Annotated in this window: 24 protein-coding genes; 6 read left to right on the top strand and 18 right to left on the bottom strand. The window is 60.5% G+C overall.

Annotation, left to right across the window (positions count from 1 at the left end):
* Nucleotides 1-9 precede the first annotated feature (9 nt).
* The 13 genes from KBA32_RS09100 to KBA32_RS09040 form a co-directional block, all read right to left on the bottom strand.
* A complete protein-coding gene (locus KBA32_RS09100) occupies nucleotides 10-180 on the bottom strand; it encodes a hypothetical protein (RefSeq protein ID WP_294357777.1) in 171 nt (56 codons plus the stop codon).
* Complete coding sequence (locus KBA32_RS09095; protein ID WP_294357775.1) at nucleotides 177-1,358, bottom strand: TIGR03088 family PEP-CTERM/XrtA system glycosyltransferase; 1,182 nt, start codon at nucleotides 1,356-1,358, stop codon at nucleotides 177-179. Before KBA32_RS09095 ends, KBA32_RS09100 begins: the two co-directional genes overlap by 4 nt.
* Nucleotides 1,355-2,905: an exosortase A gene (gene xrtA / locus KBA32_RS09090; RefSeq protein ID WP_294357773.1), complete on the bottom strand. Its 1,551-nt coding sequence runs from the start codon at nucleotides 2,903-2,905 to the stop codon at nucleotides 1,355-1,357. Before xrtA ends, KBA32_RS09095 begins: the two co-directional genes overlap by 4 nt.
* Before the next feature lie 6 nt (nucleotides 2,906-2,911).
* Nucleotides 2,912-4,126 carry a TIGR03087 family PEP-CTERM/XrtA system glycosyltransferase gene (locus tag KBA32_RS09085; RefSeq protein WP_294357770.1) on the bottom strand — a complete coding sequence of 405 codons (1,215 nt, stop codon included), beginning with the start codon at nucleotides 4,124-4,126 and terminating at the stop codon, nucleotides 2,912-2,914.
* Nucleotides 4,127-4,134: 8 nt separating this feature from the next.
* The gene (locus KBA32_RS09080; protein WP_294357768.1) at nucleotides 4,135-5,223 is read right to left on the bottom strand and encodes a FemAB family XrtA/PEP-CTERM system-associated protein; all 1,089 of its coding nucleotides are present in this window, start codon (nucleotides 5,221-5,223) and stop codon (nucleotides 4,135-4,137) included.
* Entirely contained in the window at nucleotides 5,220-6,071 is an 852-nt protein-coding gene (locus KBA32_RS09075; RefSeq protein WP_294357766.1) for an XrtA system polysaccharide deacetylase, read from the bottom strand. Before KBA32_RS09075 ends, KBA32_RS09080 begins: the two co-directional genes overlap by 4 nt.
* Nucleotides 6,072-6,140: 69 nt before the next feature.
* The gene (locus KBA32_RS09070; protein WP_294357764.1) at nucleotides 6,141-7,256 is read right to left on the bottom strand and encodes an XrtA/PEP-CTERM system-associated ATPase; all 1,116 of its coding nucleotides are present in this window, start codon (nucleotides 7,254-7,256) and stop codon (nucleotides 6,141-6,143) included.
* Nucleotides 7,257-7,265: 9 nt separating this feature from the next.
* Nucleotides 7,266-8,837, bottom strand: coding sequence for a TIGR03016 family PEP-CTERM system-associated outer membrane protein (locus KBA32_RS09065; protein ID WP_294357761.1), 1,572 nt, complete (start codon nucleotides 8,835-8,837; stop codon nucleotides 7,266-7,268).
* Nucleotides 8,785-9,720, bottom strand: a complete 936-nt coding sequence (locus tag KBA32_RS09060) for an XrtA-associated tyrosine autokinase (protein WP_294357759.1) — start codon at nucleotides 9,718-9,720, stop codon at nucleotides 8,785-8,787. Before KBA32_RS09060 ends, KBA32_RS09065 begins: the two co-directional genes overlap by 53 nt.
* Before the next feature lie 9 nt (nucleotides 9,721-9,729).
* Complete coding sequence (locus KBA32_RS09055) at nucleotides 9,730-11,289, bottom strand: XrtA system polysaccharide chain length determinant (RefSeq protein WP_294357756.1); 1,560 nt, start codon at nucleotides 11,287-11,289, stop codon at nucleotides 9,730-9,732.
* Nucleotides 11,290-11,354: 65 nt separating this feature from the next.
* A complete protein-coding gene (locus tag KBA32_RS09050; protein ID WP_294357753.1) occupies nucleotides 11,355-11,984 on the bottom strand; it encodes an XrtA/PEP-CTERM system exopolysaccharide export protein in 630 nt (209 codons plus the stop codon).
* A 323-nt stretch (nucleotides 11,985-12,307) separates the two neighbouring features.
* Entirely contained in the window at nucleotides 12,308-13,540 is a 1,233-nt protein-coding gene (locus KBA32_RS09045; protein WP_294357751.1) for an ABC transporter permease, read from the bottom strand.
* Nucleotides 13,537-14,766 carry an FtsX-like permease family protein gene (locus tag KBA32_RS09040; protein ID WP_294357748.1) on the bottom strand — a complete coding sequence of 410 codons (1,230 nt, stop codon included), beginning with the start codon at nucleotides 14,764-14,766 and terminating at the stop codon, nucleotides 13,537-13,539. Before KBA32_RS09040 ends, KBA32_RS09045 begins: the two co-directional genes overlap by 4 nt.
* A 71-nt stretch (nucleotides 14,767-14,837) precedes the next feature.
* Between KBA32_RS09040 and KBA32_RS09035 the strand changes: the two genes are divergently transcribed.
* Nucleotides 14,838-15,695 carry a ThiF family adenylyltransferase gene (locus tag KBA32_RS09035; RefSeq protein WP_294357747.1) on the top strand — a complete coding sequence of 286 codons (858 nt, stop codon included), beginning with the start codon at nucleotides 14,838-14,840 and terminating at the stop codon, nucleotides 15,693-15,695.
* Nucleotides 15,696-15,715: 20 nt separating this feature from the next.
* Nucleotides 15,716-16,795: a nitroreductase family protein gene (locus tag KBA32_RS09030; protein ID WP_294357744.1), complete on the top strand. Its 1,080-nt coding sequence runs from the start codon at nucleotides 15,716-15,718 to the stop codon at nucleotides 16,793-16,795.
* A gap of 18 nt (nucleotides 16,796-16,813) precedes the next feature.
* On the opposite strand, the gene KBA32_RS17110 is transcribed toward KBA32_RS09030, so the two are convergent.
* A complete protein-coding gene (locus KBA32_RS17110) occupies nucleotides 16,814-16,975 on the bottom strand; it encodes a helix-turn-helix domain-containing protein (RefSeq protein ID WP_367113767.1) in 162 nt (53 codons plus the stop codon).
* Here KBA32_RS17110 and KBA32_RS09025 point away from each other — a divergent pair.
* From KBA32_RS09025 to map, 4 genes are all read left to right on the top strand, one after another.
* Complete coding sequence (locus KBA32_RS09025; RefSeq protein WP_294357742.1) at nucleotides 16,963-17,283, top strand: LysE family transporter; 321 nt, start codon at nucleotides 16,963-16,965, stop codon at nucleotides 17,281-17,283. The genes KBA32_RS17110 and KBA32_RS09025 overlap by 13 nt on opposite strands.
* Nucleotides 17,284-17,334: 51 nt before the next feature.
* The gene (locus KBA32_RS09020) at nucleotides 17,335-17,739 is read left to right on the top strand and encodes a hypothetical protein (protein ID WP_294357739.1); all 405 of its coding nucleotides are present in this window, start codon (nucleotides 17,335-17,337) and stop codon (nucleotides 17,737-17,739) included.
* Between the two features lie 119 nt (nucleotides 17,740-17,858).
* Entirely contained in the window at nucleotides 17,859-18,092 is a 234-nt protein-coding gene (locus tag KBA32_RS09015) for a ParD-like family protein (protein WP_294357737.1), read from the top strand.
* On the top strand, nucleotides 18,089-18,889 hold the full coding sequence (gene map, locus KBA32_RS09010) for a type I methionyl aminopeptidase (RefSeq protein WP_294357734.1): 801 nt from the start codon (nucleotides 18,089-18,091) through the stop codon (nucleotides 18,887-18,889). Before KBA32_RS09015 ends, map begins: the two co-directional genes overlap by 4 nt.
* A 3-nt stretch (nucleotides 18,890-18,892) precedes the next feature.
* Here map and KBA32_RS09005 read toward each other — a convergent pair whose 3' ends face one another.
* From KBA32_RS09005 to KBA32_RS08990, 4 genes are all read right to left on the bottom strand, one after another.
* Nucleotides 18,893-19,336 carry a PACE efflux transporter gene (locus KBA32_RS09005; RefSeq protein WP_294357732.1) on the bottom strand — a complete coding sequence of 148 codons (444 nt, stop codon included), beginning with the start codon at nucleotides 19,334-19,336 and terminating at the stop codon, nucleotides 18,893-18,895.
* Between the two features lie 261 nt (nucleotides 19,337-19,597).
* Entirely contained in the window at nucleotides 19,598-20,296 is a 699-nt protein-coding gene (locus tag KBA32_RS09000; protein ID WP_294357729.1) for a glutathione binding-like protein, read from the bottom strand.
* A gap of 59 nt (nucleotides 20,297-20,355) precedes the next feature.
* A complete protein-coding gene (locus tag KBA32_RS08995; RefSeq protein ID WP_294357726.1) occupies nucleotides 20,356-21,213 on the bottom strand; it encodes a Sir2 family NAD-dependent protein deacetylase in 858 nt (285 codons plus the stop codon).
* Nucleotides 21,200-21,746: HD domain-containing protein (locus KBA32_RS08990; RefSeq protein WP_294357722.1), on the bottom strand; the 547-nt coding region annotated here is incomplete at its 5' end. The genes KBA32_RS08995 and KBA32_RS08990, both read right to left, overlap by 14 nt.

The raw sequence follows: 21,746 nt of genomic DNA, 5'->3' as shown, positions 1-21,746 counted from the left end.
CTGAAAACCTCACCGCAAAGGCGCAAAGAGCGCAAAGGAAACAACGGGTTGATCGACTTGATCATTCACCCCATGGGTGACCAAGGCAGATACGCGCTGTTCGCGTAGCACTTTGATTTTCTTTGCGAACCTTTGCATCTTTGCGCCTTTGCGGTGAAGAATCGAGTTTTTCAGGGTCATTCCTGGCGGCCATGGTCGAAGTCGCCCGTCTTGCGGGCCAGCCGGCCTTCGTAAACGCTCTGGTAACGCTTGACCATGGCCATCTGGCTGAACCGGTCAAGGACGTCGGAATAGCCGTTGCGCGCAATCTTCTGCGCGCGTAACGGGTCCGTTGCCATCTCAAGCATCATTCGCGCCATTGCTTCCGGATCGTTCGCCGGCACGAGTTCCCCGTTGCGGCCCGCGTCGATGAGTTCCCCATTTCCGCCAACATGGGTCGCAATGACCGGCAGCGAGGTCGCCATCGCCTCCAGAATCGTGTTCGATATACCCTCGGCCAGCGACGGCAGGACAAAGCAATCAAGTCCGCGCAGGACATCGGGCACGTCGTTGCGCTCGCCCGGCAACCAGGAGAGCTCTTCCAGCCCAGCTTCTGTCAGCAACGCCAGCACTTCCCTCCGCATTGGCCCATCCCCGATCATCACCAGGCGCGCCCGACCACGTTGTTCGGGAGCCATCTCGATCATTCGCACGAAGGCTCGCGCCAACGTCAACTGGTCCTTGACCGCCTGCATTCGCCCCACCGTGCCGACCAGCCAGCACGACGACGCGTCAAACGGGCAACCCGGAATGGAGGTTCGCGTCGGCGCCGGGTAGAAGCGCCCGGTATCGACGCCGTTGTAAATCTGCACCACCTTGTCCTTTCGCACGCCGACCCTGGAAGTCAGATAATTCTCCAGATCCTTGGACAAAGCGATGAACTGCGTCACGAAAGGGGCGTAGATGCGCCGCAACCATTGGTGCTTTTTGCTCGATCCGTCCAGATCATCGACGTCTCGCCCGTGCTCGCTGTGAATTCGCACCGGCACACTTGCAAGCAGCGCGGGAACGACGACCTCCATCGCGGCGAGGTTGCGGCTATGCACGATGGCCGGACGCAACCGGCGAAACAAGCGGAAGAGTTGCGGATAGATCCACAAGACGTGACCGGCGGGCTTGGCCAGCGCGATGAACTCGACGTCATCGCGCGCGATCCGCTTCCGGAAGTCGGTAATCTCGGTCAGCGAAATGACCACGTGCCTGAACGCATCGCCCGGCATGTGATTGATCAGGTTCACGACACCGTTCTCAAGACCACCGATATCAAAGCGGTACATCACATGCGCGATCAACGGGCGTGGATCGGTTTCAGCGCTCATCGGGTCTCCCGTGTCCGCTGCAGCGCATCCATGACGATCGGGCCCGCGGCCTGGGCAAAGTCTTCAAGCGCGCTCACGCCGTCTCCGGCCTGCTCCTTTGGCGTGAAGACAAAAATGGCTGCCGAGTCGTCCCCCTTGCCGGTGAGGCGCATCAACGCGCTATAGACCTTGGCCTTGACATCGCTTGACGTCAGATAGCCATTGATCCAGTACCAGTGCCAGACGAGCAAGCGCTGCGAGTTCGCCGACGACAATACGGCCGTGCGCGCGTCGATAGTCTCTGTTCCCCACTTGGCCCGATGTGCGCTCCGCGCCACCTGGTGCCAGTCCGGATCACTGCTTTCCACCAGGACGTTGGTCGAGCCGACCAGTTTTCGTTCATGGTCCTGATTGCGGTAGTACACGATCTGGAGGCCAACACGACGACCTTCCGATTCGTAGAAAGCCCGAAGCGACGCCGACGGATTTCCATAACCCGGGCTCCAATCGGCAACCTGTTGATCAGACGCGTTCCAACCGGGGATTGTCGAGAGCGGTTCGACACGAGCGACGGCCGGAGACAACTCACGCCCAAGCTGCCACTCAGCCAGCGGCCAAAAGGCAGTTACCAGCAAGAATGCCGCACCAGACACAGCGATCGAGAACCCGGGTTTCCCATTTTCGGCTCTTGCAGATTCGTCGATACCGAACCCGACAGTGGGCGAATCGTCTTCCCGCCAGCGCGACCCGACCCAGAACATGAGCATCATGACGATACCGAAGAACACCCAGCCGTAGATGAGGTGATCGACGCCAGCGGCAAGCTTGTTGCCGGAGAGATGGCCCAGCATCACGATGATGTACGCGCGCGCCCAATTGGCGATGATCGGCACGAGAAACGAAACGACGACGAACAGGAGACGCCGCTTGAGGGAGCGGTAGTTCAGATAGGCGAAAAGGGTGCCGACGGTCACTGAGGCGATCAGGTAACGGATACCGCTGCAGGCCTCGACCACCGACCAATTACCCGAGGGAATGACGAACTGGAGGCCCTCCTGATAGACGGGAATTCCGCTCATGCGCAGACAGATGACGGTAATCTTCGCCGTCCATTCCATGAAGAACGGCATGGCGAACTCGCCAAACGGGACGGCGAAGTAAAGAAACGCCAACGGGAAGGCGATACGCCGCGCGACAGGCATTCCCAACACGGCCGGGACCAGGAACACCAGCATGGTCACAAGCGCGAACTGGGAGACGACGCCGACGGCGGCCAGTTCAGCGAGCACCCAGATAAAGCCGGTCGCCACCGGCACGAGAACAAACCACGCATTCGGCCAGGGCACGGTAAGCGCCAGTTCCTTCCGTAACCGCCAGATCAACCAGAGGGAAATCGGCGGAACGAGGAAACCGTGGGTAAACGTCCCGCTGCGCGCCCAGATTTCAACCATGGACAATGCGGTATCCGCATAGAGCACGAGGATAGCGGCAAGCGCGACGAACAGAACAACGAGCGCTTTCGGCCACGCGCTAGCCGCTGATGCGCTGTCGGGAAAAGTCTGCACCATGAGCGATCATTCCTTCCGGCAGGCGCCAGACTCGTCGATAAAGCAATCGATCTTCGACAGGTGTGCGTCCCAGCTATAACGCGCGAGCACCTGTCGGCGTGCCGCCATTCCCATGGCCGCCGCTCGTTCGGGCGAGTGCAGGAGACGCTCGATCTGCCGCTGGTAGTCAGCTACGGTTCCGGCAGTGAGAAAATCGCGCTCAGGCACGGCATCGACCGGTCCGGCACACTCGTTGGAAGCAACAACCGGAACGCCCATGGCCATCGCTTCAAGCACCTTGTTCTGGATACCGCGAGCAAGCCGCAAGGGGGCAACGACCGTAGCTGCGTAGCGCAGATACGGGCGCACATCGGGAACCGTTCCGGTAACGACGACATGATCGCTGGCCAAGGCCAGGACGGCCGGTGTCGGGCTGCGTCCGACGATGTAGAACTTGAGCCCCGGATGATTGAGCAATAGCGCAGGCAGGATCTCGGCGACGAACCAGCTGACGGCATCGACGTTCGGCCAGTAGTCCATCGCCCCCGTGAAGACGAGCGGCAGTTCGTCCGGACCGAAGGCCGAAACCAGCGCCTGTTCGGGCGAGAAAAACTCGGCGTCGACGCCGTTACACATGGCATCGACACGCCCGCGGCATTCCGGCGCACGACTGCAGAACAGCTCGGTCTCGGCGTCAGTAACGAAGAAGGAATGCGTCGCCTGCTGTGCGACTGACCGCTCGTAGGCGAGCAAACGTTCGCCTTCGCGCCGATAGAGCCAGGACAGGGGCCAGCGATGGTTCGGCGCGTATTGCGTCCATTTGGCCGAATCAACGTCGACAAAATCGACCAGGGTCCGCAGGCCCCCAAAGCCGGCCACATACTGCGCCATCGCCGAGGAGAAGACGATGGCCGCATCGATGCGCTCGGCGCGCAGCGTCCTGTCGACCCACACCTGCAGTCGGGAATTGCGGTAGTACGGCAGGGTCAGCGCCTCGTTATGGAGCAGTCCGCTCAGGCTGCGCAGTTTGGCCATCCGCGGCGACAGCCGGGCGATATGCTTGTCGACAACGTACTGCGACACGGCATCGACATAGGCCTCGTCCTGCGGATCATCGATGAACGTGCCAAGAAACACGCGATGCCTCGCGGCCAGATGTTTGAGCAAGTGAAACGAGCGCACCTTGTCGCCCTTGTTGGGCGGATACGGAAGTCGATGAACGAGATAGAGTAGATTGGCCACCGGATGCCTCAGCCCAGATTCCGTACGATGAATGGTCCAAGCCGGTTGGCCAGCCCGATCGGCATTCGGCGCCATGCTTCGATGAGCAGCCGGTATTTGGCGTTGGATGGATTGTTTTGCGGGACGTTGTCGCGCTTGTAGAGGCAGTATTCATAGAACAGCGGTTGCGGTTCGAAGCCCCAGTTCTTCTTGAAGGAAAACGATCCGGTCCCCTGCTTGCTTCGCCCGTAGTCGAAGACGCGAATACCGCGCTCGCAGGCGCGCCGCATGAGTTCCCAGTACTTGAAGTCGTTGGCGGCAAGATCGCGCGCGACGACGTCATCGCCCGCGTAATACGGCAAGACTTCGTCACGGAAGTAAAAACTCAGCACACTGCTCAGCGGCCGCGCATCGCTGCCGACCACGGTCAGAACCTCGCAGTCACTACCGAAAACCCGCAGCAACGCCTCGAAATAGCGCTTGGGCATCGCCGGCGTGCCGTGCCGGTGGACGTTGTCGGCGTAAAGCGCAAAGAAACGATCGACATTCGTGTCGATCTCGCTCTGCAAGCCGTGCTTGATTCCCTTGCGCACCATGGCGCGCTGCTTGCGCGGTATGGCTTGCATGTTCGCCTCAACCTCGGGTTGGAGTTCCTTGCGAAAACTGACGTAGAGATCCTGCATCGGCCAGTCGGCGTGGCGATGCTTGAGGTTCCGGAATTCCAGGTGGTCAACGCCAAGCGTCCGCGCGATCGTCTGCGCTTCGGCCTCAAGCGCGGTAACGGCCTCGGGCGAGTCGGACGCCACGCCGCCATAAACGGCGAACGGTAACGAGACAAGCGAATTGCCAAAGAGCCGACTCTTCACTTGTGCCAGCGGCAACACGCCTTCAATGACGCCATCGCGTTCGGCATAGAGGAAAAAGGCCGCGTGGCCAAAGACCTCGGTAACGATCGTCAGCCAGCCGGACCGGTGAAAAAAGGTCGCCTCGGCGCACGCAGCAACGAATCCATCCCAACGGGCGACTTGCGCCAGATCGTTCGAGTCAAGACGCCGTACAGCCAAGCCCGGCTGTGCGGCGATCTTCTCCCCGATTTCGTTTCCGGCTGCTCCGCTCATCGTGCAGCCCCGGTCTGCAGGAAAATATCGTCCATTGGTGCCCAGCTGAACTCTTTGAGAAGCTGGCGGATCCTGGCCTCGGTTCGGTGCAGGTTGACGTAGTGACGGAAACGCGTCCTGGCATTGATCCCTTCGATCCGCGGCTGGTCGACGTCGATTTCCCACGGATGGAAATAGAAAATGACCGGCTGACCGTCGTTTTGATTGACCTGCCGCAACAACCAGCTCGACAGCGCATACGGCATCAGGCGGAAGTAACCGCCACCGCTCGCCGGCCAGTTTCGATTGAAAAAACGTGCGGTCGTCACCGGGACTTCCAGCAGGCCGCCGCGAACCCGATGCGCAAAACGGGGCGCATCCGGCATTCCATAGTGATCGTGGCGAATCGGGTAAATGCTCGAGCTGTAGCGATAGCCCGCACGCTCGAGGCAATCAAACGCCCACAGGTTTTTTTCGCCAATTGAAAAGCTGGGCGCTCGGTAGCCGGTAACGGCACGGCCGGAGATGTCTTCAAGAATTTTCCGGGCCGAATCGATATCGGAAAAGAAAGCCGCCTCTGTCAGGTCGCACGCACGTTCATGCCCGTAGCCGTGACTGGCCAATTCGTGACCCTGTTCGACAATGCGGCGAACCAGTTGAGGATAACGTTTCGCTATCCAGCCGAGCGTAAAGAACGTTGCCCGTGTTTCGTGATCTTCGAGCATCTGCAAGATTCGGTCGACATTGCACTCGACGCGGCAGTCGCGCTGCTCCCAATGATCCCGCGGGATGTACGGTGCAAATGCGGAGACCTGGAAGTAGTCCTCCACATCGATGGTCAGGGCGTTTTTGATTGTCTTGCCTTGCATCAAGCCACCGCCTCAAGCGTTAAGTGTCGATCAGTAATGCAAACCCGCATCCGCACAACCGCGCGCAGTTCAGGCCGGTTCATCCTCTCGCTTCTGGCGAGCGCGAATTGAATTGACCAATTGTTGCAGAAGGGTCAGCGTTGCCGCGCTACTGCGTTCGATCCGGATCATGCTCCGTTCCAACCGCACGATGCGCTGCTCGTTCAAACCATTCTTCAGTTCGGCAATCGCCCGCGACGCTTCGTCGGCGATACCCGCGTCAAGTTCCAGCCGCGAGAGGTCGATATCGAGAATGGCGCTATCGGTCAGACGCATTCCCGCACCATCGGTTCCAGCGGAAGCTGCAGTCCCCTTACCCGAGGCAATCGGTGCAAGCGTTTCTTCATTCAACTCCCGAGCGACATCTTCAACGTCGTTCAAATTGAACTCGCTCCTCCCGCCGAGAAAGCCAGAAAGAAGAATTCGATCGCATAACGAGTTGATGCGTCGCGGAACGCCGCCGCTCGCTTTGAAGATCGCCTCGTAGGCTTCACCATCGAACAACGGAGCGCCCCCATAACCGGCGCATTTCAACCGATGCTCGATGTACGCGCGCGTCTCGTCCTGATCCATCGGTCCGATATGGCATGCGGCAATGACGCGTTGTCGTAGCTGCTGCATGTGCGGACTCTGCATGATGCCTCTGAACTCGGGCTGGCCGATGAGAAAGCTCTGCAGCAGCGCCTGCGTTTCGAACTGGAAGTTGGACAACATGCGCAACTCTTCGACCGCGTGCGCCGTCAGGTTTTGCGCTTCGTCCACGATCAGCAGGCAACGTTTTCCTTGCCGGGTCACATCGACAAGAAAGGCTTCGAGGGCGAGCAGGACTTCTGACTTGCCGAGACTGCGGGTATTGACGCCGAACGCCGCGGCCACCATGCGCAGCGTGTCTTCCGCATCAAGCTGCGTACTGACGAGCTGCGCAGCGACCACCTTGGCCGAATCCAGCTTGCCGAGCAAACCACGGACAATCGTCGTTTTGCCCGCGCCGATCTCGCCGGTGACGACGATGAAGCCTTCGTTCTGGTGCAGCCCGTATTCGAGGTAAGCCGTCGCGCGCCGGTGTTGCTTGCTGCCGAAGTAGAAACTCGGGTCCGGGTTGAGCTGAAAAGGTTTGCTGCTCAACCCGTAGAACGATTCATACATGGCAGCCGCCTAGAACTGATGCGACAGCGTGCCGGTCAGCGCATTCTCGGTGTAGTCAACCGTCCCGTCACCAACCGCACGCCTGAAACCGAGATTCGCGTGGGTCTTCGGACCCAGCTGTGTCGTCAAGTTCAGGTGGTACATCTGCTCCGTCGTCTCGAGGCTGGAACTGCTCGTGCCGGAACCTTTGCTGTTCGATCTTGAGACGGTCGCAATCAGCGACGACAAAGGCGTCAGCTTGTGCGACCAGTTGATGCTGGCAACGCGCTGGCGGATTTTCTGCGCGTTCGCAAAATCACTGGTACCGAGGATACTGCTCAATGCCCCCTGCGAGGCACGCTCCGACTGCGTCTCGCCGGCGGAAAACGTCACCGTATTGCGCGCGCCCAGCAAGGCGAACGACAACTCGCGGCGATGCTGGATGGTCGATTCGTTGGTGAGGAAGTCACCAGGGATTTGCGCGTTCAGATCGATTCCGCCAAGTAGAGCCTCTGCGTCTTTCCGGCTAATACCCGGAAAATTCATGGCCAATAAATCGTAGTAAGTACCAAGTCCAACCGTCGAGCGCTGCCCCGTTTGCGTCACCACATCCTCTGTATCGCTGAATTTCCACGCGGTACTCGCCGTGCGGTGCGAGAAGCTGATCGCATTCGCCTGGCCGAAGAAACGGTGTTCCCGGCTGACCGACAACAGGGTTCGGTCGGTCGGCGACCAATCGAAGCCGGCACCGTATGTCGTGGTCGACTCCTTATCCAGGCTTTGGTAGTTGTTTGCCTCGACACCGCCAATGAGATTGGCTCGGAACTGGGGGTTGATCTGATACGTGAGCACGCCCCGTAGACGATCCGCCTCGTTATCGCGACCGCGATCGTAACTGATGTCCTGCGTGCTGGCGTCGATCGACCAGCCGAGACTCGCCAGCGACGTGGTGCCCTTGAGGCTCCCGACCAGTTCGCTGACGTTCTCATCGTTGGACAAGTTCGATTTCCTGCTTGTGGTTGCCAGGTTGTAGCGCAACTGGTAGTCGGCAAAACTGCCGAACGAGCCGACGATGTAAGGAGAAATCCGGTAGGTCGAGGTCTCCGTAGTGTTCAAGGTATTGACGTTAACGGATGAGGACGACGATGAACTGTCGAACGCCGACAAATTCTGCTGGGAGATATATCCGCTGGCTTCGATGAAGAGCCAGTCTTCAATGGCTTCCAGGGTGCCAAGCGCGTTCAGCGAATTCTGGGTCTCGTTACGCGACGAATCCTGCGCGTAGAAAAGATTGTGCATCTGGTAGTCGAAACGCAGCTTCGCGCGGCCACCGGAACCCTCGATGCGGATGCCGGGGTTTACATCGCTGATCAGGTCGCTTTGCCTGTTCCTGTCGCTCCGCGCCACGTTGTCGGTCGCTGTCTCGGTGACAGCCACCGTCGGCGTTATCGTCCAGCTACCCGCGCAAGCCGGTGTCATCGCCGATGCGAGACCCGCGGCAAGCAGCACTTTGCCAAGCCGACGCACTACCACCTTGTGACGACCGGGTTCAGTTCGCATGGCCATAACCGTACCCATAGCCATATCCATAGCCGTACCCATCGGGCGCTGACGACTTGGCCTGATTCAGCAGCATCAGTTTCACCGGGCACGACTCGATCGCCGCGAGTGCATGCTTGACGTCGGAATGAGTCGTGCTCTCCGCTTTGACGACGACAACGACTTGTCCCATGTGCGAAGCCAGCGCCCGCGACTCGGTGGTCACCAGAAGCGGCGGCGAGTCAAAAATGATGATCCGATCCGAGTAGCGGCGCGCCATGTCTTCAAGCAGGCTCACCATGGCGTCACTCGCCAGGAGTTCGGTAGCGCGCGGGTGCTGAGTGCCGCTCGGCAACAGAGCCAATTTCTCGACGTTCGTGCGCAGCAGGACCTGCGACAGGTCGATCGAATCATCCACCAACACGTCGAGCAGACCACGCATGGGCGGCAAACCGAGCTTGTTCAAAAGCGTGGGCCTGGCGACATCGGCATCGACCAGCATCACGGTGTTATCCAGTTCCATGGCAATGCTCATCGCCAGATTGGCCGCCGTAAAGGTCTTGCCTTCACCCGGCAACGCGCTGGTCACCATGATCAGATTGCCGTCCTTGATGCGCGTGGCGCCTCGCCCCATGGCATTGTCAATCAATGGCCGCTTGACGACGCGATACTCATCGGCGAGTTGGGATCGCGGCGCATCGGGACGAATGAAACCGGCTGCCGATAGCGCGTTCAGATCGAGCTCAACGCGACGCGACGAGTGAGTCTCTGAAGCCGCGGCACCGGTGTCGGCGAGGACAGCCTTCGGCGTCTCGACTACAGCTTTCTTTTCGATATCGTGCTTTCGTACGGGGGCAACCGGCTCCTCCGCCGACCGCGAAGGAACATTCACCCCGGCTTGTCGGAGCTGTTCCAACCGTTGCGCTGCTTGTTCGATCAGGCTCATCGTTTATCCTCAAGCGCTACGTAGACCAAGGAACACCAACAGACCGATCCCGGCGCCATATGCAACAAAAAGAGAACTCGCAGCGACAATGAATCGCCTCAAGTCTTTTTTCATTTTCAGCTTCAAGGACTCCTCCACTTTTCTGGATACCGTGCCAAGCAACGGAAGCCCGGTGAGATCTCTCAAGGCCCTGGCATCAAACAGAATCGGGCGGATCTGGCTTGCCGCAAACGGGATCGCGAGTCCGGCGGCGATAGCGAGCACGAGTGTCAGAGGCAGCAGCAAAAGTCGGTTCGGCGACACCGGTTGCGGCGCGACACGCGGCGGGTCAATCAGCCGGAAGTCCACAGTGGCGGTGCTGGTGTCCATCTCGCCCGACATGGTCGCAGACTCGCGGCGCGCAACCAGGCTCTCGTAGTTCTTCTTGTTGACGTCGTAATCGCGATTCAGCTGGGTGAGTTCCGCTTCGATCTGCGGAATCATCTTGACGGCATCCTTGAGCTGGTCATAGCGAGCCTGGTATTCGGCAACACGAACCGTCAGCGAGGCCACGGTCGCCTCACTCTCCGCAAGAGAAACCTTGAGCTGCTGATAAACGGGATTGTTGTTCGTGAGAGACGCGGGACTCGTCGGCGCGACTTTCTGACGGGTTGCAATTTCTGCCCGTTTCTGCTCTTCGAGCTCGTTGATCATCCGCCGGGTTCCGATCACGTCCGGATGTTTCTCGGTGAAGCGTTGCAACAAACCATCGAGGTTTCGTTTCAATACGTCGATCCGGCCATCGATCTCGGGAATCGAGATGGCTGACGTCATCTCTGGAGTATCAAGCAGCAGCACGGGCTCCTCTCCGAGAAGCTGACGCTTCAGCGCATCCCGGGAATTCTCCGCTTCGCGAAGCTCGAGCCTTGAACTCGCCAAGGCAGCGCTAATCTCGCTGATTCGACCGAAGTAATCTTTTCCATCGCCTGTCTGCAAGGCGATGTTCTTCAACTTGAATTCCTTCAGCCGGTTTTCAGCTTCCTCCAGCTTCTTCTGATAGACCTGAATCTGGTCGTCGATGAATTTGATCGCCGAATCCGTATCCTTTCGCTTGTCGCCGAGACTCGACTCGACAAAGATCGACACCAACGACTGGACAACTCTCTTGGCCCGCTCAGGTTGCGCGTCGCTGTAAGCCAGCGTGTACAGATTGTCGCGTGACGTGCTCTTGATCGTCAGATCCTTCATCAGAGCGTCCACGAGTGCTTCCTGAGCCTGCTTTGAATCGATGTTCAGGTCAAGATCCGCCATGCGGACAAGCTTTTCAATATTCGGCCGGCTGATCAACGTTCGGCTCAAGACCATGATCTGCTGATCGACGTTCGGCTCAATCGCCAGCCCCGACATCAACGGTTTCAGAATGGACTGCGTATCGACGTAGATTCTTGCCGAGGCCTCGTATTTGTCGGGAATGCGAAGGACAACAGCCACGCCGAGCGCACCGACCGCCCACGCCATCCCCAGCCCTAGCCAGCGATGCTTCCACATGCCTCTCAGGATCGTAATCGCCTGCCGGATTATTTCGTCCATCGATCTCGGTATTGCTATTTGTTGATGACAAGTGGCCGACCCCGTAACGGCGTCGGCCGTCAGAATCAGAACCAGCTGCGCGGAATGATCAGCACGTCGCCCGGTTTCATCTCGACGTTCGCCGAAACATCGCCGCGCTTGATCAGATCCTTGACGCGTACGCCGTACTGTTTGTCGCCCTCGGTCGTTCGCAACAGCGTCGTTCCGTTCCCGTCGGCGAAGTCCGTTATCCCGCCAACGGCGATCATCACATCGAGCAGCGTCATCTTCTGCTTGTACGGCAGCGTCTGCGGCTTGGCCGCCTCACCCACGACACGGATCTGCTCGCTGTACGGACCGACAAAGGCGGTTACGACGACCGTGACCACCGGATCGCGAATGAATTTGCCCAGTTCCTTTTCGATATCCCGTGCAAGCGTCGTGGAGTCCTTGCCCATCGCAACCAGGTCTTCAACCAGCGGCGCCGCGATTTTTCCGTCCGGACGGACCGGAACCGACATTGAGAGTTCCGGATTCCGCCAGACCACAATATTGACCGTATCGCCCGGACCGATGATGTAGTTGTAGTCCGGCGACGCCGCGGCGGCTGGCGCCGGAGGATTTGAGGTCGCACAACCGACGGCGACCATCGCAAACGCGCCGATCAAGGCCCAGCGAAACGCAGCGCCAACACGTCCACACAGACTGTTCAACATACTTTTCTCCTTTTATTCGGCTGTTACCCTGAAATCGCAACTGAGTCGGAAAGCGCAAATAGTAGCTCAAATATTCCAAACAGGATCAAAACATCTCATCATGACATTGATTTTACGAGAAATCATGTACCGGACGTCCACACCAAAAATGCCAACTACGTCATATTGACGCGCACCGCGAAAGGCAACACCACCGATCAACGGGGAAGAGGCACCGTCACTCGCGACCAAAATACTGCCAACCGGCGCGATCACTTGCCAAATTGTGCACAGTCCGAGACAAGCCTTCGCAAAAAAGCTGCCACCGCCTCTTCTGGGATCTTCTAAACACCTTGCCGCAAGGCATCAACGATCGGCATGCGCGATGCACGTCTGGCCGGCAGCAGAGCGGCAAGGCAGGTCGCCGCGAAACCGATTCCGCCGGCGGTCAATACGTCGAGCGGAACAAGCCGGATGTAGGCCGTGTAACCGATGTTGGCATTGGGCGGTGGCGGCATCGGAATACCGATTGCCGAAATACCCAAGGCTCCGACGCACCCCAGCAACATACCGAGCAAGGCGCCAAACAGCCCAAGCAGAACGCTCTCGGAAACAATCAGCCTGAATACGGCGCCACGCCGGTCGCCCAGGGCGAGCAAGGTGCCGAATTCCCGCGTTCGTTCGAACAAGGTCATGTTGACGCTGTTGGCAACGCTCAACAGGACCATGAGCAGGATGATGAGCCGCAAAACGCCGAACTGCCTGTCGTAGAGTTGAATCGTCTTGTCGTAAAAGTCCGACAGTTCGCGCCACGTCGCCAGCTCAAAGCCTTGGGAAAGGAGTTTGTTACCCAGCGAAGTGGCGACCTGATCCGTACTCTCTGTCTTGTCCAACAAAACCACCAGCACGTGCGCTGCGTTGTTGTCCATCAGGATACGTGCCGCACTCAACGGTATGCGCACTGCCCTGGCGTCGAAATCCTTGGAAAAGCTCTGGAACACGCCGACCACTTCGAAGTCCAGGGTATTCACGGCTCCCTGCGCGAGACTGATCACCAGATTGACCCGATCCCCCGCCTTCAAACCGAGCGATCGGGCAACCCCTTGCCCGATGACGATGCCGTCCTCATCGGAATCCGCCAGCGGCCGCCCCTCGATATAGCGAAGGTACGTGCCCAGCGTTGCCTCGCCCGCCGGTTCGACGCCTTCGCCGACGATGCCCAGGTCGCGCTTGCCATTGTTGATTACCCCGGAAAAACCCAGGCGCGCCAGGACCATCCGGACGCCCGGTTCTTCCCGTATCCTGGCCTTGAGTGTCTCCGGGCGGTCCATCAGGAACGATTCGGGAGCGCGCGTCCGCCCTTCTCGGTATCCCTTCTTGGCGATCTGGATATGCCCACTCTGGGAATGAATGACGGCTTCGCCCAACTGGACAAAGACGTCCTGTACGAAACCACCCGCCAGGATCAAGCCGGCCACGCCGAGACTGATCGCGGCAAGCGTTCCGGCCGAACGAGCGCGTTGGCGGAAGACGTTGCGCAAGGCAAAAGCCCACAGTTGAAGAATTCGCGCGCTCATTGGTTATGCCGCAATGCATCGACAATGTTCATTCGACTCGCTTTGAAGGCGGGCAGAACGCTCGCCAGAAAGGTCGTCACCAGTGCCAGTATCAGCGCCTCCGAGGCCAGTTCCGGAACAATCAGGATCTCTCCCAGGAACCCCCTCGCCATCCCGGGCGGTGGCGGCATCGGGATTCCAACGGCCGAAATCAAGTGACCAAAGAGGTACCCCAGCACGACGCCGAGAACACCGCCGATCAGACCGATAAGAACGCCTTCCGCGACAAACATGCGCAACACCGCGCGCCGGCGTTGCCCGATGGCCAGACTGGTGCCGATCTCTCGTGTGCGTTCCAGGACGCTCATCATCTGCGTATTGGAAATCGTCAAGACGATGATGACGCCGATGATGAACTTCACGACGTTGACCTGCCTGGAGAACAGAACGACCGTCTTGTTATAGAAATCCGCCAGGTCGCTCCAGGGAATCACCTCGAACTTGTCGCCCGACAAGGCGCCTGCCAGCTGACGAACGCTGTCGTCGGTTCGCTCGGTCTTGTCCAGGAGAACGACCCACGACGTCGCACCACGAACCTTCATCAGCTTGCGCGCGATCTGGATCGGTAAACGCAGGGCGCTATCGTCGTACTCCTTGGAGATCGTCGCGAACGTTCCAGCGACGACCACCTCAACCGCACTCGCGCTCCCGTTGGCCGCCGTCGCCAGCAATACAACGGAGTCACCCGCTTGCACACCAAGGCTACGCGCCAGGCCTTCACCCAGCAACGCCGAGTTCTCGTTGTCTTTCGCAAGGTCGCGACCGCTGACGATGGTGACTTTGCTGCTGATCGGTTTCTCGCGCACCGGATCGATGCCCTCGCCGACGAAAGCGATGCTGGTATCTTCATGGCTGACCAGACCGCTGAACGACAGACGCGGCGCGAGGCTTCCGAACCCCTCCATTTTCTCGACACTTTCCTGCTCTGCCGACTGTTCCGGAAGCAGATACGCATAGGGATCGGCAACCCCCTTCTCGAAATAACCGGGGCGTACAATCTGGACGTGGCCGAGCTGGGAGTGAATCGTATCTTCGCGCATTTGCTCGAAGATCCAGGCGATGAAGCCCCCCGCCAGCAAGAAAGCGACAATACCGAAGGCAACGGTCAGCGTGGCAACAAGTGTCCGTTGAGTATTGCGCCTGAGATTACGGGTAGCCAGGCGAAAATCGGAGACTAAACTGATCATTAGTCGTGCTCTTCCGAATGGCAAACGCCAACGTCGCCATCATACGACAAACTCAAATCGGGGTACTCAACATGCAAGCATTCGATTACCAAAGAGCTTTCTCGCGGAATATCGGCTGGATCACCGAGCAGGAACAAGCCCACCTGCGCGGAAAACGCGTCGCCATCGCCGGCATGGGCGGCGTTGGCGGCTTCCATCTCCTGACGCTTGCCCGGTTGGGGGTCGGCAGGTTCAACATTGCCGACCTCGATGTTTTCGAGATCGAGAACTTCAACCGCCAGGCCGGTGCGGTAATGAGCAGTGTCGGTGCGGCGAAGGTCGACGTCCTCGCGCGCATGGCGCGCGACATCAACCCCGAGGCGGATATCGGCGTTTTTCCGCACGGCGTCAATGCGCAGAATCTCGACGCATTCTTTCGCGACGTCGATCTCTACATCGACGGACTCGACTTCTTCGCTTTCGATGCGCGCGAACGGGTCTTCGCCTACTGTTCGGAACATGGCATCCCTGCTGTCACCGTCGCGCCGCTGGGGATGAGCGCCGCACTGTTGAACTTCCTGCCGGGTGAGATGACCTTCGAAGACTACTTCCAGGTCAGCGGTCGGCCCGAACTCGACAAAGCCATCCGTTTCCTCGTCGGCCTCGCCCCGGCCTTGCTCCATCGCCATTACCTGGCCGACCCGTCGCGCGTAAATCTCAAGGAGCGCCGCGGTCCGTCGACGGTCATGGCGTGCCAGTTCTGCGCTGGCGTCGCCGCCACCGAGGCGCTCAAGATCCTCCTTGAGCGCGGCAAAGTCTGGGCAGCCCCGCACGGGATTCAATACGACGGTTACCGCAACAAATTTGCCCACACCTGGCGCCCGGGCGGCAACTCCAACCCGATCAACCGTCTGGCCATCGCCATCGCCAAGCGGCAACTCGGGCTATAGCGACGCCTTTGCACCGTTTCATGGAGACAAGAATGACGCGCGACATCCTGCTGCAGATCCTTGACCTCGCCCGCTGGGCACCCAGCGGCGACAACACGCAGCCCTGGCGCTTCGAACTGGTCGCCGACGACCACCTCGCCATCCACGGCCATGACACCCGCGATCACGTGCTCTACGACTTTGACGGACACGCGAGCCAGATGGCCCATGGCGCGTTTCTTGAAACGCTACGCCTTGCTGCCACCCGTTACGGCCTCGCTGCCAAGTGGCAGATTCGCGCCGGCCAACCGGACACCGCACCGATCTACGACGTCAAATTGCGCCGCGCCGACATTCCCGAGGATCCGCTCGTTCCCTTCATTACGACGCGAACCGTACAGCGTCGGGCAATGTCCGCCACGCGCTTGCTGCCGACGCAAAAAGACGCACTGATTGCTGCCGTCGGAAACGATCACACCTTGCAGTTCTTCGAATCTTTCACGGATCGGCTTGCCGTCGCGCGTCTACTTTGGAACAACGCCTATATCCGTCTGACCTGCCCGGAGGCCTACCCGGTTCATCGCGACATCATCGAGTGGAACGCACGATTCAGCGCCGATCGCATCCCCGACCAGGCCGTCGGAACCGATCCGCTGACGACGAAATTGATGCATTGGGTCATGCAAAGCTGGGGACGCGTTGTTTTCTTCAACCGCTTCCTGGGCGGCACCATCGTCCCGCGCCTGCAACTCGACTTCGCTCCCGCGCTGGCCTGTGCCGGGCACGTTCTGATGAAGCCCGCCGTACCTCCCTCGGGACTTGCTGCTCGCATCGAGGTTGGCGTTGCATTGCAGCGGCTTTGGCTGACAACCGCAGCCCTGGGCCTGCAGCTGCAGCCCGAGATGACACCCGTCATTTTTCGCTGGTACGCGCGCTCGAGCCGGACTTTTTCGACGGACCCGGCCATCGCGGCAGGAACACGGAAACTGGCAACGCAATTCGAAGCCGTGGCAGGAGCAGGACCGAGCGACGCCTTCTCGTTCTTTTGCCGAATTGGCGAATCACCGTTGCCGTCGGCGCGTTCGACGCGCAAGAGCCTGCCAGATCTGGCCGTCGACTAGCGGAAGGCGTGCCCGCTCTCAGCGATGCGCCTTGCGCAGATGGCTGGCGTCCTGGAAACCGGCTTCGTCGGCCAACGTCGCCAGGCGGTGGTCGGAGTTGAGCAGGCGCCAGCGGACATACTGCAGGCGAAGCTCCTGCCAGTATTCGCGCGCCGTCTGCCCGAGGCTTGCGCGGAACAGGCGGTCGAGTTACCGGTGACGAAGCGGCGCCGGACAGCCACGGCCGCACGCTGTTCCTGCAGGGCCTGCTCTCGGCCATCGCGAACCCGAAGGTGCTGCTCTTCTTCGGCGCCTTCCTCTCGCAGTTCATCGACCCGCAGCGCGCCCTGCTGCCGCAGTTTCTGGTCATGGCGACGACGTTCGCACTCTCCGAGTTCGTCACCGAATACCTGAATACCTGCTCGCACGCTTCGCCTTCCGCGTGCGCCCGTGGCTGGAACGCGCCGGCACGCTCTTCAACCGCTCGTGCGGCGGCCTCTTCATCCTGATCGGCGCGCTGAGGCGCGCCCCGATCCCCGCATGGTGGATAATGCGAGGCCATGACGCCCAAACTCGATTTCCACCTCTTCATCTTCAGCGCGCTGTCGCTGCTGGCTGCCTGCACGACAACGGGCAACGCACCCGACAAACCGCTATCCGGCAAGGCAAGCGCTGCGTCCCGCCAACCGGAACAGTTGAACTTCAAGCTGGCGAGCGGCACCTACCGCTGCGAACTCGGCAAGAAAGTGGAAGTCCGGCGCGACGCGCGCAAACCCGATCAGATCAGCATCGACTGGCAAGGCAAACGTCGCGCGCTGCAGCGCTACGATTCGACCTCGGGCCTGCCGCGCTATGAGGATCGCGAAAACGGGCTGGTGTGGATCGACCTGCCCTGGAAGAGCATGCTGATGGACGCCAACACCGGCAGCCCGCTCGCCAACGAGTGCAAGGCCGCGCGCGGCTGAGCACCTCCATCACGCGCGGCGATTCCCTTCGCCGCACCCCATTCCCGCCGCTGCGTCGGCAGCGTCGACCGTTTGCCGGTATAATACGATCCATGTACACATCGTATATTTGTTGAATCATGGGAATCGTCAAGATATCGGAGCAGATGCATGAGAACCTGCGTCTGACCAGCGGCGCGCTGAGCCGCTCGATCAACGCACAGGCCGAGCACTGGCTGCGCGTCGGCATGCTCGCCGAGCTGAACCCTGGCCTCTGCTACAGCGAGATCTGCCAGCTGCTCATCCAGGCGGAACAGCCGGACCATTCGAGCGAAACGGCGGTGCATGCCGTCAGCTTAGCGGAGTTCGCATGATGCCCGAAGGACTCGTCGCAATCCGCTCCGCCGAAGAGATCGCCATGGCCCGCCGGGCCGGCGCGCTGGCCGCCGAGGTCCTCGACATGATCGCGCAGCACGTCAAGCCGGGCGTGACGACCGAAGAGCTGGACCGGTTGTGCCACGACCATATCGTCAATGTGCAGCAGGCGACCCCGGCCAACATCGGATACCACGGCTATCAGAAGACGATCTGCGCCTCGGTCAACCACGTCATCTGCCACGGCATTCCGTCAGCCAAGAAGCTGAAGAACGGCGACATCGTGAATATCGACGTCGCGCTGAACAAGGACGGCTGGTTCGGCGACACGAGCCGCATGTACTTCGTCGGCCAACCCGGCACGCTGGCCAGGCGGCTGGTGCGCACCACCTACGAGGCGATGCGCGCCGGCATCCTCGCGGTGCGGCCCGGCGCCAGGCTCGGCGACATCGGCCACGCCATCCAGCGCGTGGCGCACCGCGACGGCTTCAGCGTGGTGCAGGAATATTGCGGACACGGCATCGGCCGCATCTACCACGACGAGCCGCAGGTGCTCCACTTCGGCAAGCCGGGCGAAGGGCTGACGCTCAAGCCGGGCATGGTCTTCACCATCGAGCCGATGATCAACGCCGGAAAGGCCACCACCAAACTCCTGCCTGACGGCTGGACCGTCGTCACCAAGGACCACTCGCTGTCGGCGCAGTGGGAACACATGGTCGCGGTGACCGAAAGCGGATTCGAGATCCTGACGCCCTGGCCCGACGGCTACGGCGACTACCCGCCGATCACGCCTTGAGGATCACGCCTCGCCGGCGATCGGGAACACCCGGTCGTAGACGATGTTGAAGACGAAGGCGTACGCCACGTAGGCGAGCGCCAGCGCGATGTCGGCAAGCAGCGCTTCCAGCCAGGACATGCCGGCCCACCACATGACGATGGGCAGGCTCATCAGCACCAGCCCGCCCTCGAAGCCGCAGGCATGCACGACGCGCCAGAGGTAGGGGCGCAGATCGGCCGTGCGCCCGGTAAGGCGCCCTTCAATCCAGTCGAACGAGGTGTTGTAGACGGCGTTCCACAACGCGGCGAGCAGCGCGATGATCGCCAGCAGGCCGATCGACTCGCTCGCCGGCACGCCACTCGCCCACGCGAACGGCGGCGTGATCAGCACGAGGCCGCCGATCTCGAACAGGATCACCTGGCGAACACGGTCAAGCGGCGAGCGAAGTTTGGGGCTGGAACTCACGGAACGGCAACTCAAGCAAAAGTCAGCCCGACATTCTACAAGAACCGGCATCTCCCGCCGGCCGCCCTGAATTAACCTAAAAACCTCACCGCAAAGGCGCGAAGGCGCAAAGATCGCAAAGGAAACAGCGGGTGGATCGTACTTGATCATTCGCCTTATGGGTGACTACGGAACATACGCGCTATTCGCATAGCGCTTTGATTTTCTTTGCGAACCTTTGCATCTTTGCGCCTTTGCGGTAAAGAGTTGAGTCTTCCAGGATTAACGAACCGTCTTCGCGTCCTGCCCGAAGAGCACGCGCTTGGCGGCTTCGTTCATTGCCGGCGCGCTGTTGAACTCGGCCGCGCGGGCGTAGGCGCGTTCGGTTGCCGGACGTTGCGCGATGCGCGCGAACCAGGCGGCGAGGTGCGGGAAGTCCTCGAGCGTCTGCCCCTGCCGCTCGTGCGGGACGATCCACGGATAGCACGCCATGTCGGCGATCGAGTAGTCGCCGGCGATATGGTCGCGGCCGTCGGAAAGCTGTCTGTTCAGCACCGCGTAGAGGCGCGCCGTCTCCTTGACGTAGCGCTCGATGGCGTAGGGAATTTTCTCCGGGGCGTACTGGCTGAAATGGTGATTCTGTCCGGCCATCGGCCCGAGACCGCCCATCTGCCAGAACAGCCACTGCAGCGCGACATTGCGGCCACGCAGATCCTGCGGGATGAAGCGCCGCGTCTTGTCCGCGAGATAGAGCAGGATCGCGCCCGACTCGAAAACCGAAATCGGCTCGCCGCCGTCGGCCGGCGCCTGATCGACGATCGCCGGAATGCGATTGTTCGGCGCGATGCGCAGGAATTCCGGCGCGAACTGCTCGCCGCGCCCGATGTTGATCGGGACGATGCGATACGGCAGCCCCGCCTCTTCGAGAAACAGCGTGATCTTGTGGCCGTTGGGCGTCGTCCAGTAGTAAAGGTCAATCATGCAGACAGCTCCGGTGATGGGTTCGGGGGGTGAGTCGCCAACAGGCTTCATCGACACGCCTAGGCAGCGCCGGGTTCCGCCGCCAGCTCATTCAGCGCCGCCCCGATCCGGCGCAGCGCTTCCAACCCGCCACAGGCGATCGATACTCCCTTGCCGCGTCCGAGTTCCGGTTCAGTCGGATTGATCCGAATCAGCTGTCCCGGCAGCGATTCACCGAGCCTTCGCACGGTCGGAATACGGCTTCCGGCACCGATTTCGATGACCAGCAGGCGATCGACTTTGTGCAGCCAGTTCTGCAGGTTCTGCTGTTGCTGGTCGCTGCGCGCGTCGAGCCAGCCCCAATCGCCGAACATCAGCACATTCGGCCGGACCAGGTTTCCGCAGTAGGGGCAGCGCGGAAACGCCGAGCGCAGCAGGCATCTCGCCTCATCCACCTCCGGCTGAAAGTCGTCGGCCGGCCAGATCGAATCGCAGCACGCCGACAGGCATTGCAGGTGATGGATCGAACCGTGGCATTCGCCGATTCGCGCCGGGACGAAGCCGGCTTTCTGGAACTGTCCGTCGACGTTGCTGGTGAATACGAAATAGCCCTGTGGCAGGCAGGCGCCGATCCGGCGCAGGATGTTGAACCCCTCGTGCGGTACGGTCGCGCGGTAGAGGTTCAGCCGATGTCCATAGAAGCCCCAGGCCTGCCGGGGATGCGTGCCGAAGGCGGCCGGGCTGGCGATCTGCTCGAACGAGATACGCGCCCGGGCGAGCGCCGGGTAAGCGCCCCAGAAGCCTTCCGACCCACGAAAATCGGGCAAGCCCGAATCGACGCCCATGCCGGCACCGGCGGTGATCAGGAGGCCGTCGGCCTGCGCGATGAGCTCGGCGCAGCGCCGGAACAGCGAGCGATCTTCATTAGAACTGTCCATGGCTCAGGCGATCGTCAAACAGGTCTTCAAGCCAGGGGTTGACGCCCCGGCACCCGGCGACCACCTCGGCCGCCCAGGAAAAATACTCGGTCTTGCGCTCGACCGACCAGTCCTCCGGCGGGCTTTGCAGGATCGAATTGAGGTTGGCCGTCTTGTCGGCGATCTTGAGAATCCGCGCGCGGCGCGACAGATGCGGCGCATGGACGACCTGCAAACGCTTGCGTTCCGCCTTGGGCAAGCTGCGATCGTCAGTCACTTCGCGCACGATGCGCGCCACCCGCTTGCCGAATTTGTCCTTGAGCATCTTGTAATTCACGCGCATCGCCTGGTCTTCGAGCACGTCGTGCAAGAGCGCAGCGATGATCAGCTTGTCGTCCCGACCCTTGGTCGCCTGTGCCGCGAGCCGGGCCACCTCGGTCAGGTGATTGACGTAAGGCTCGCGTTCGCCGCCCTTGCGCCGCTGTGCCGAATGCGCCCAGGCGGCGAAATCGAGCGCGCGAACGATCTGCAAAACCTTTTTGGCCTTCATCCTG

Source organism: Propionivibrio sp. (assembly GCF_017995515.1).
Lineage (GTDB): Bacteria > Pseudomonadota > Gammaproteobacteria > Burkholderiales > Rhodocyclaceae > Propionivibrio.
The sequence above is the reverse complement of the archived record's forward strand: the minus strand, read 5'-3'. Positions and strand labels throughout refer to the sequence as shown.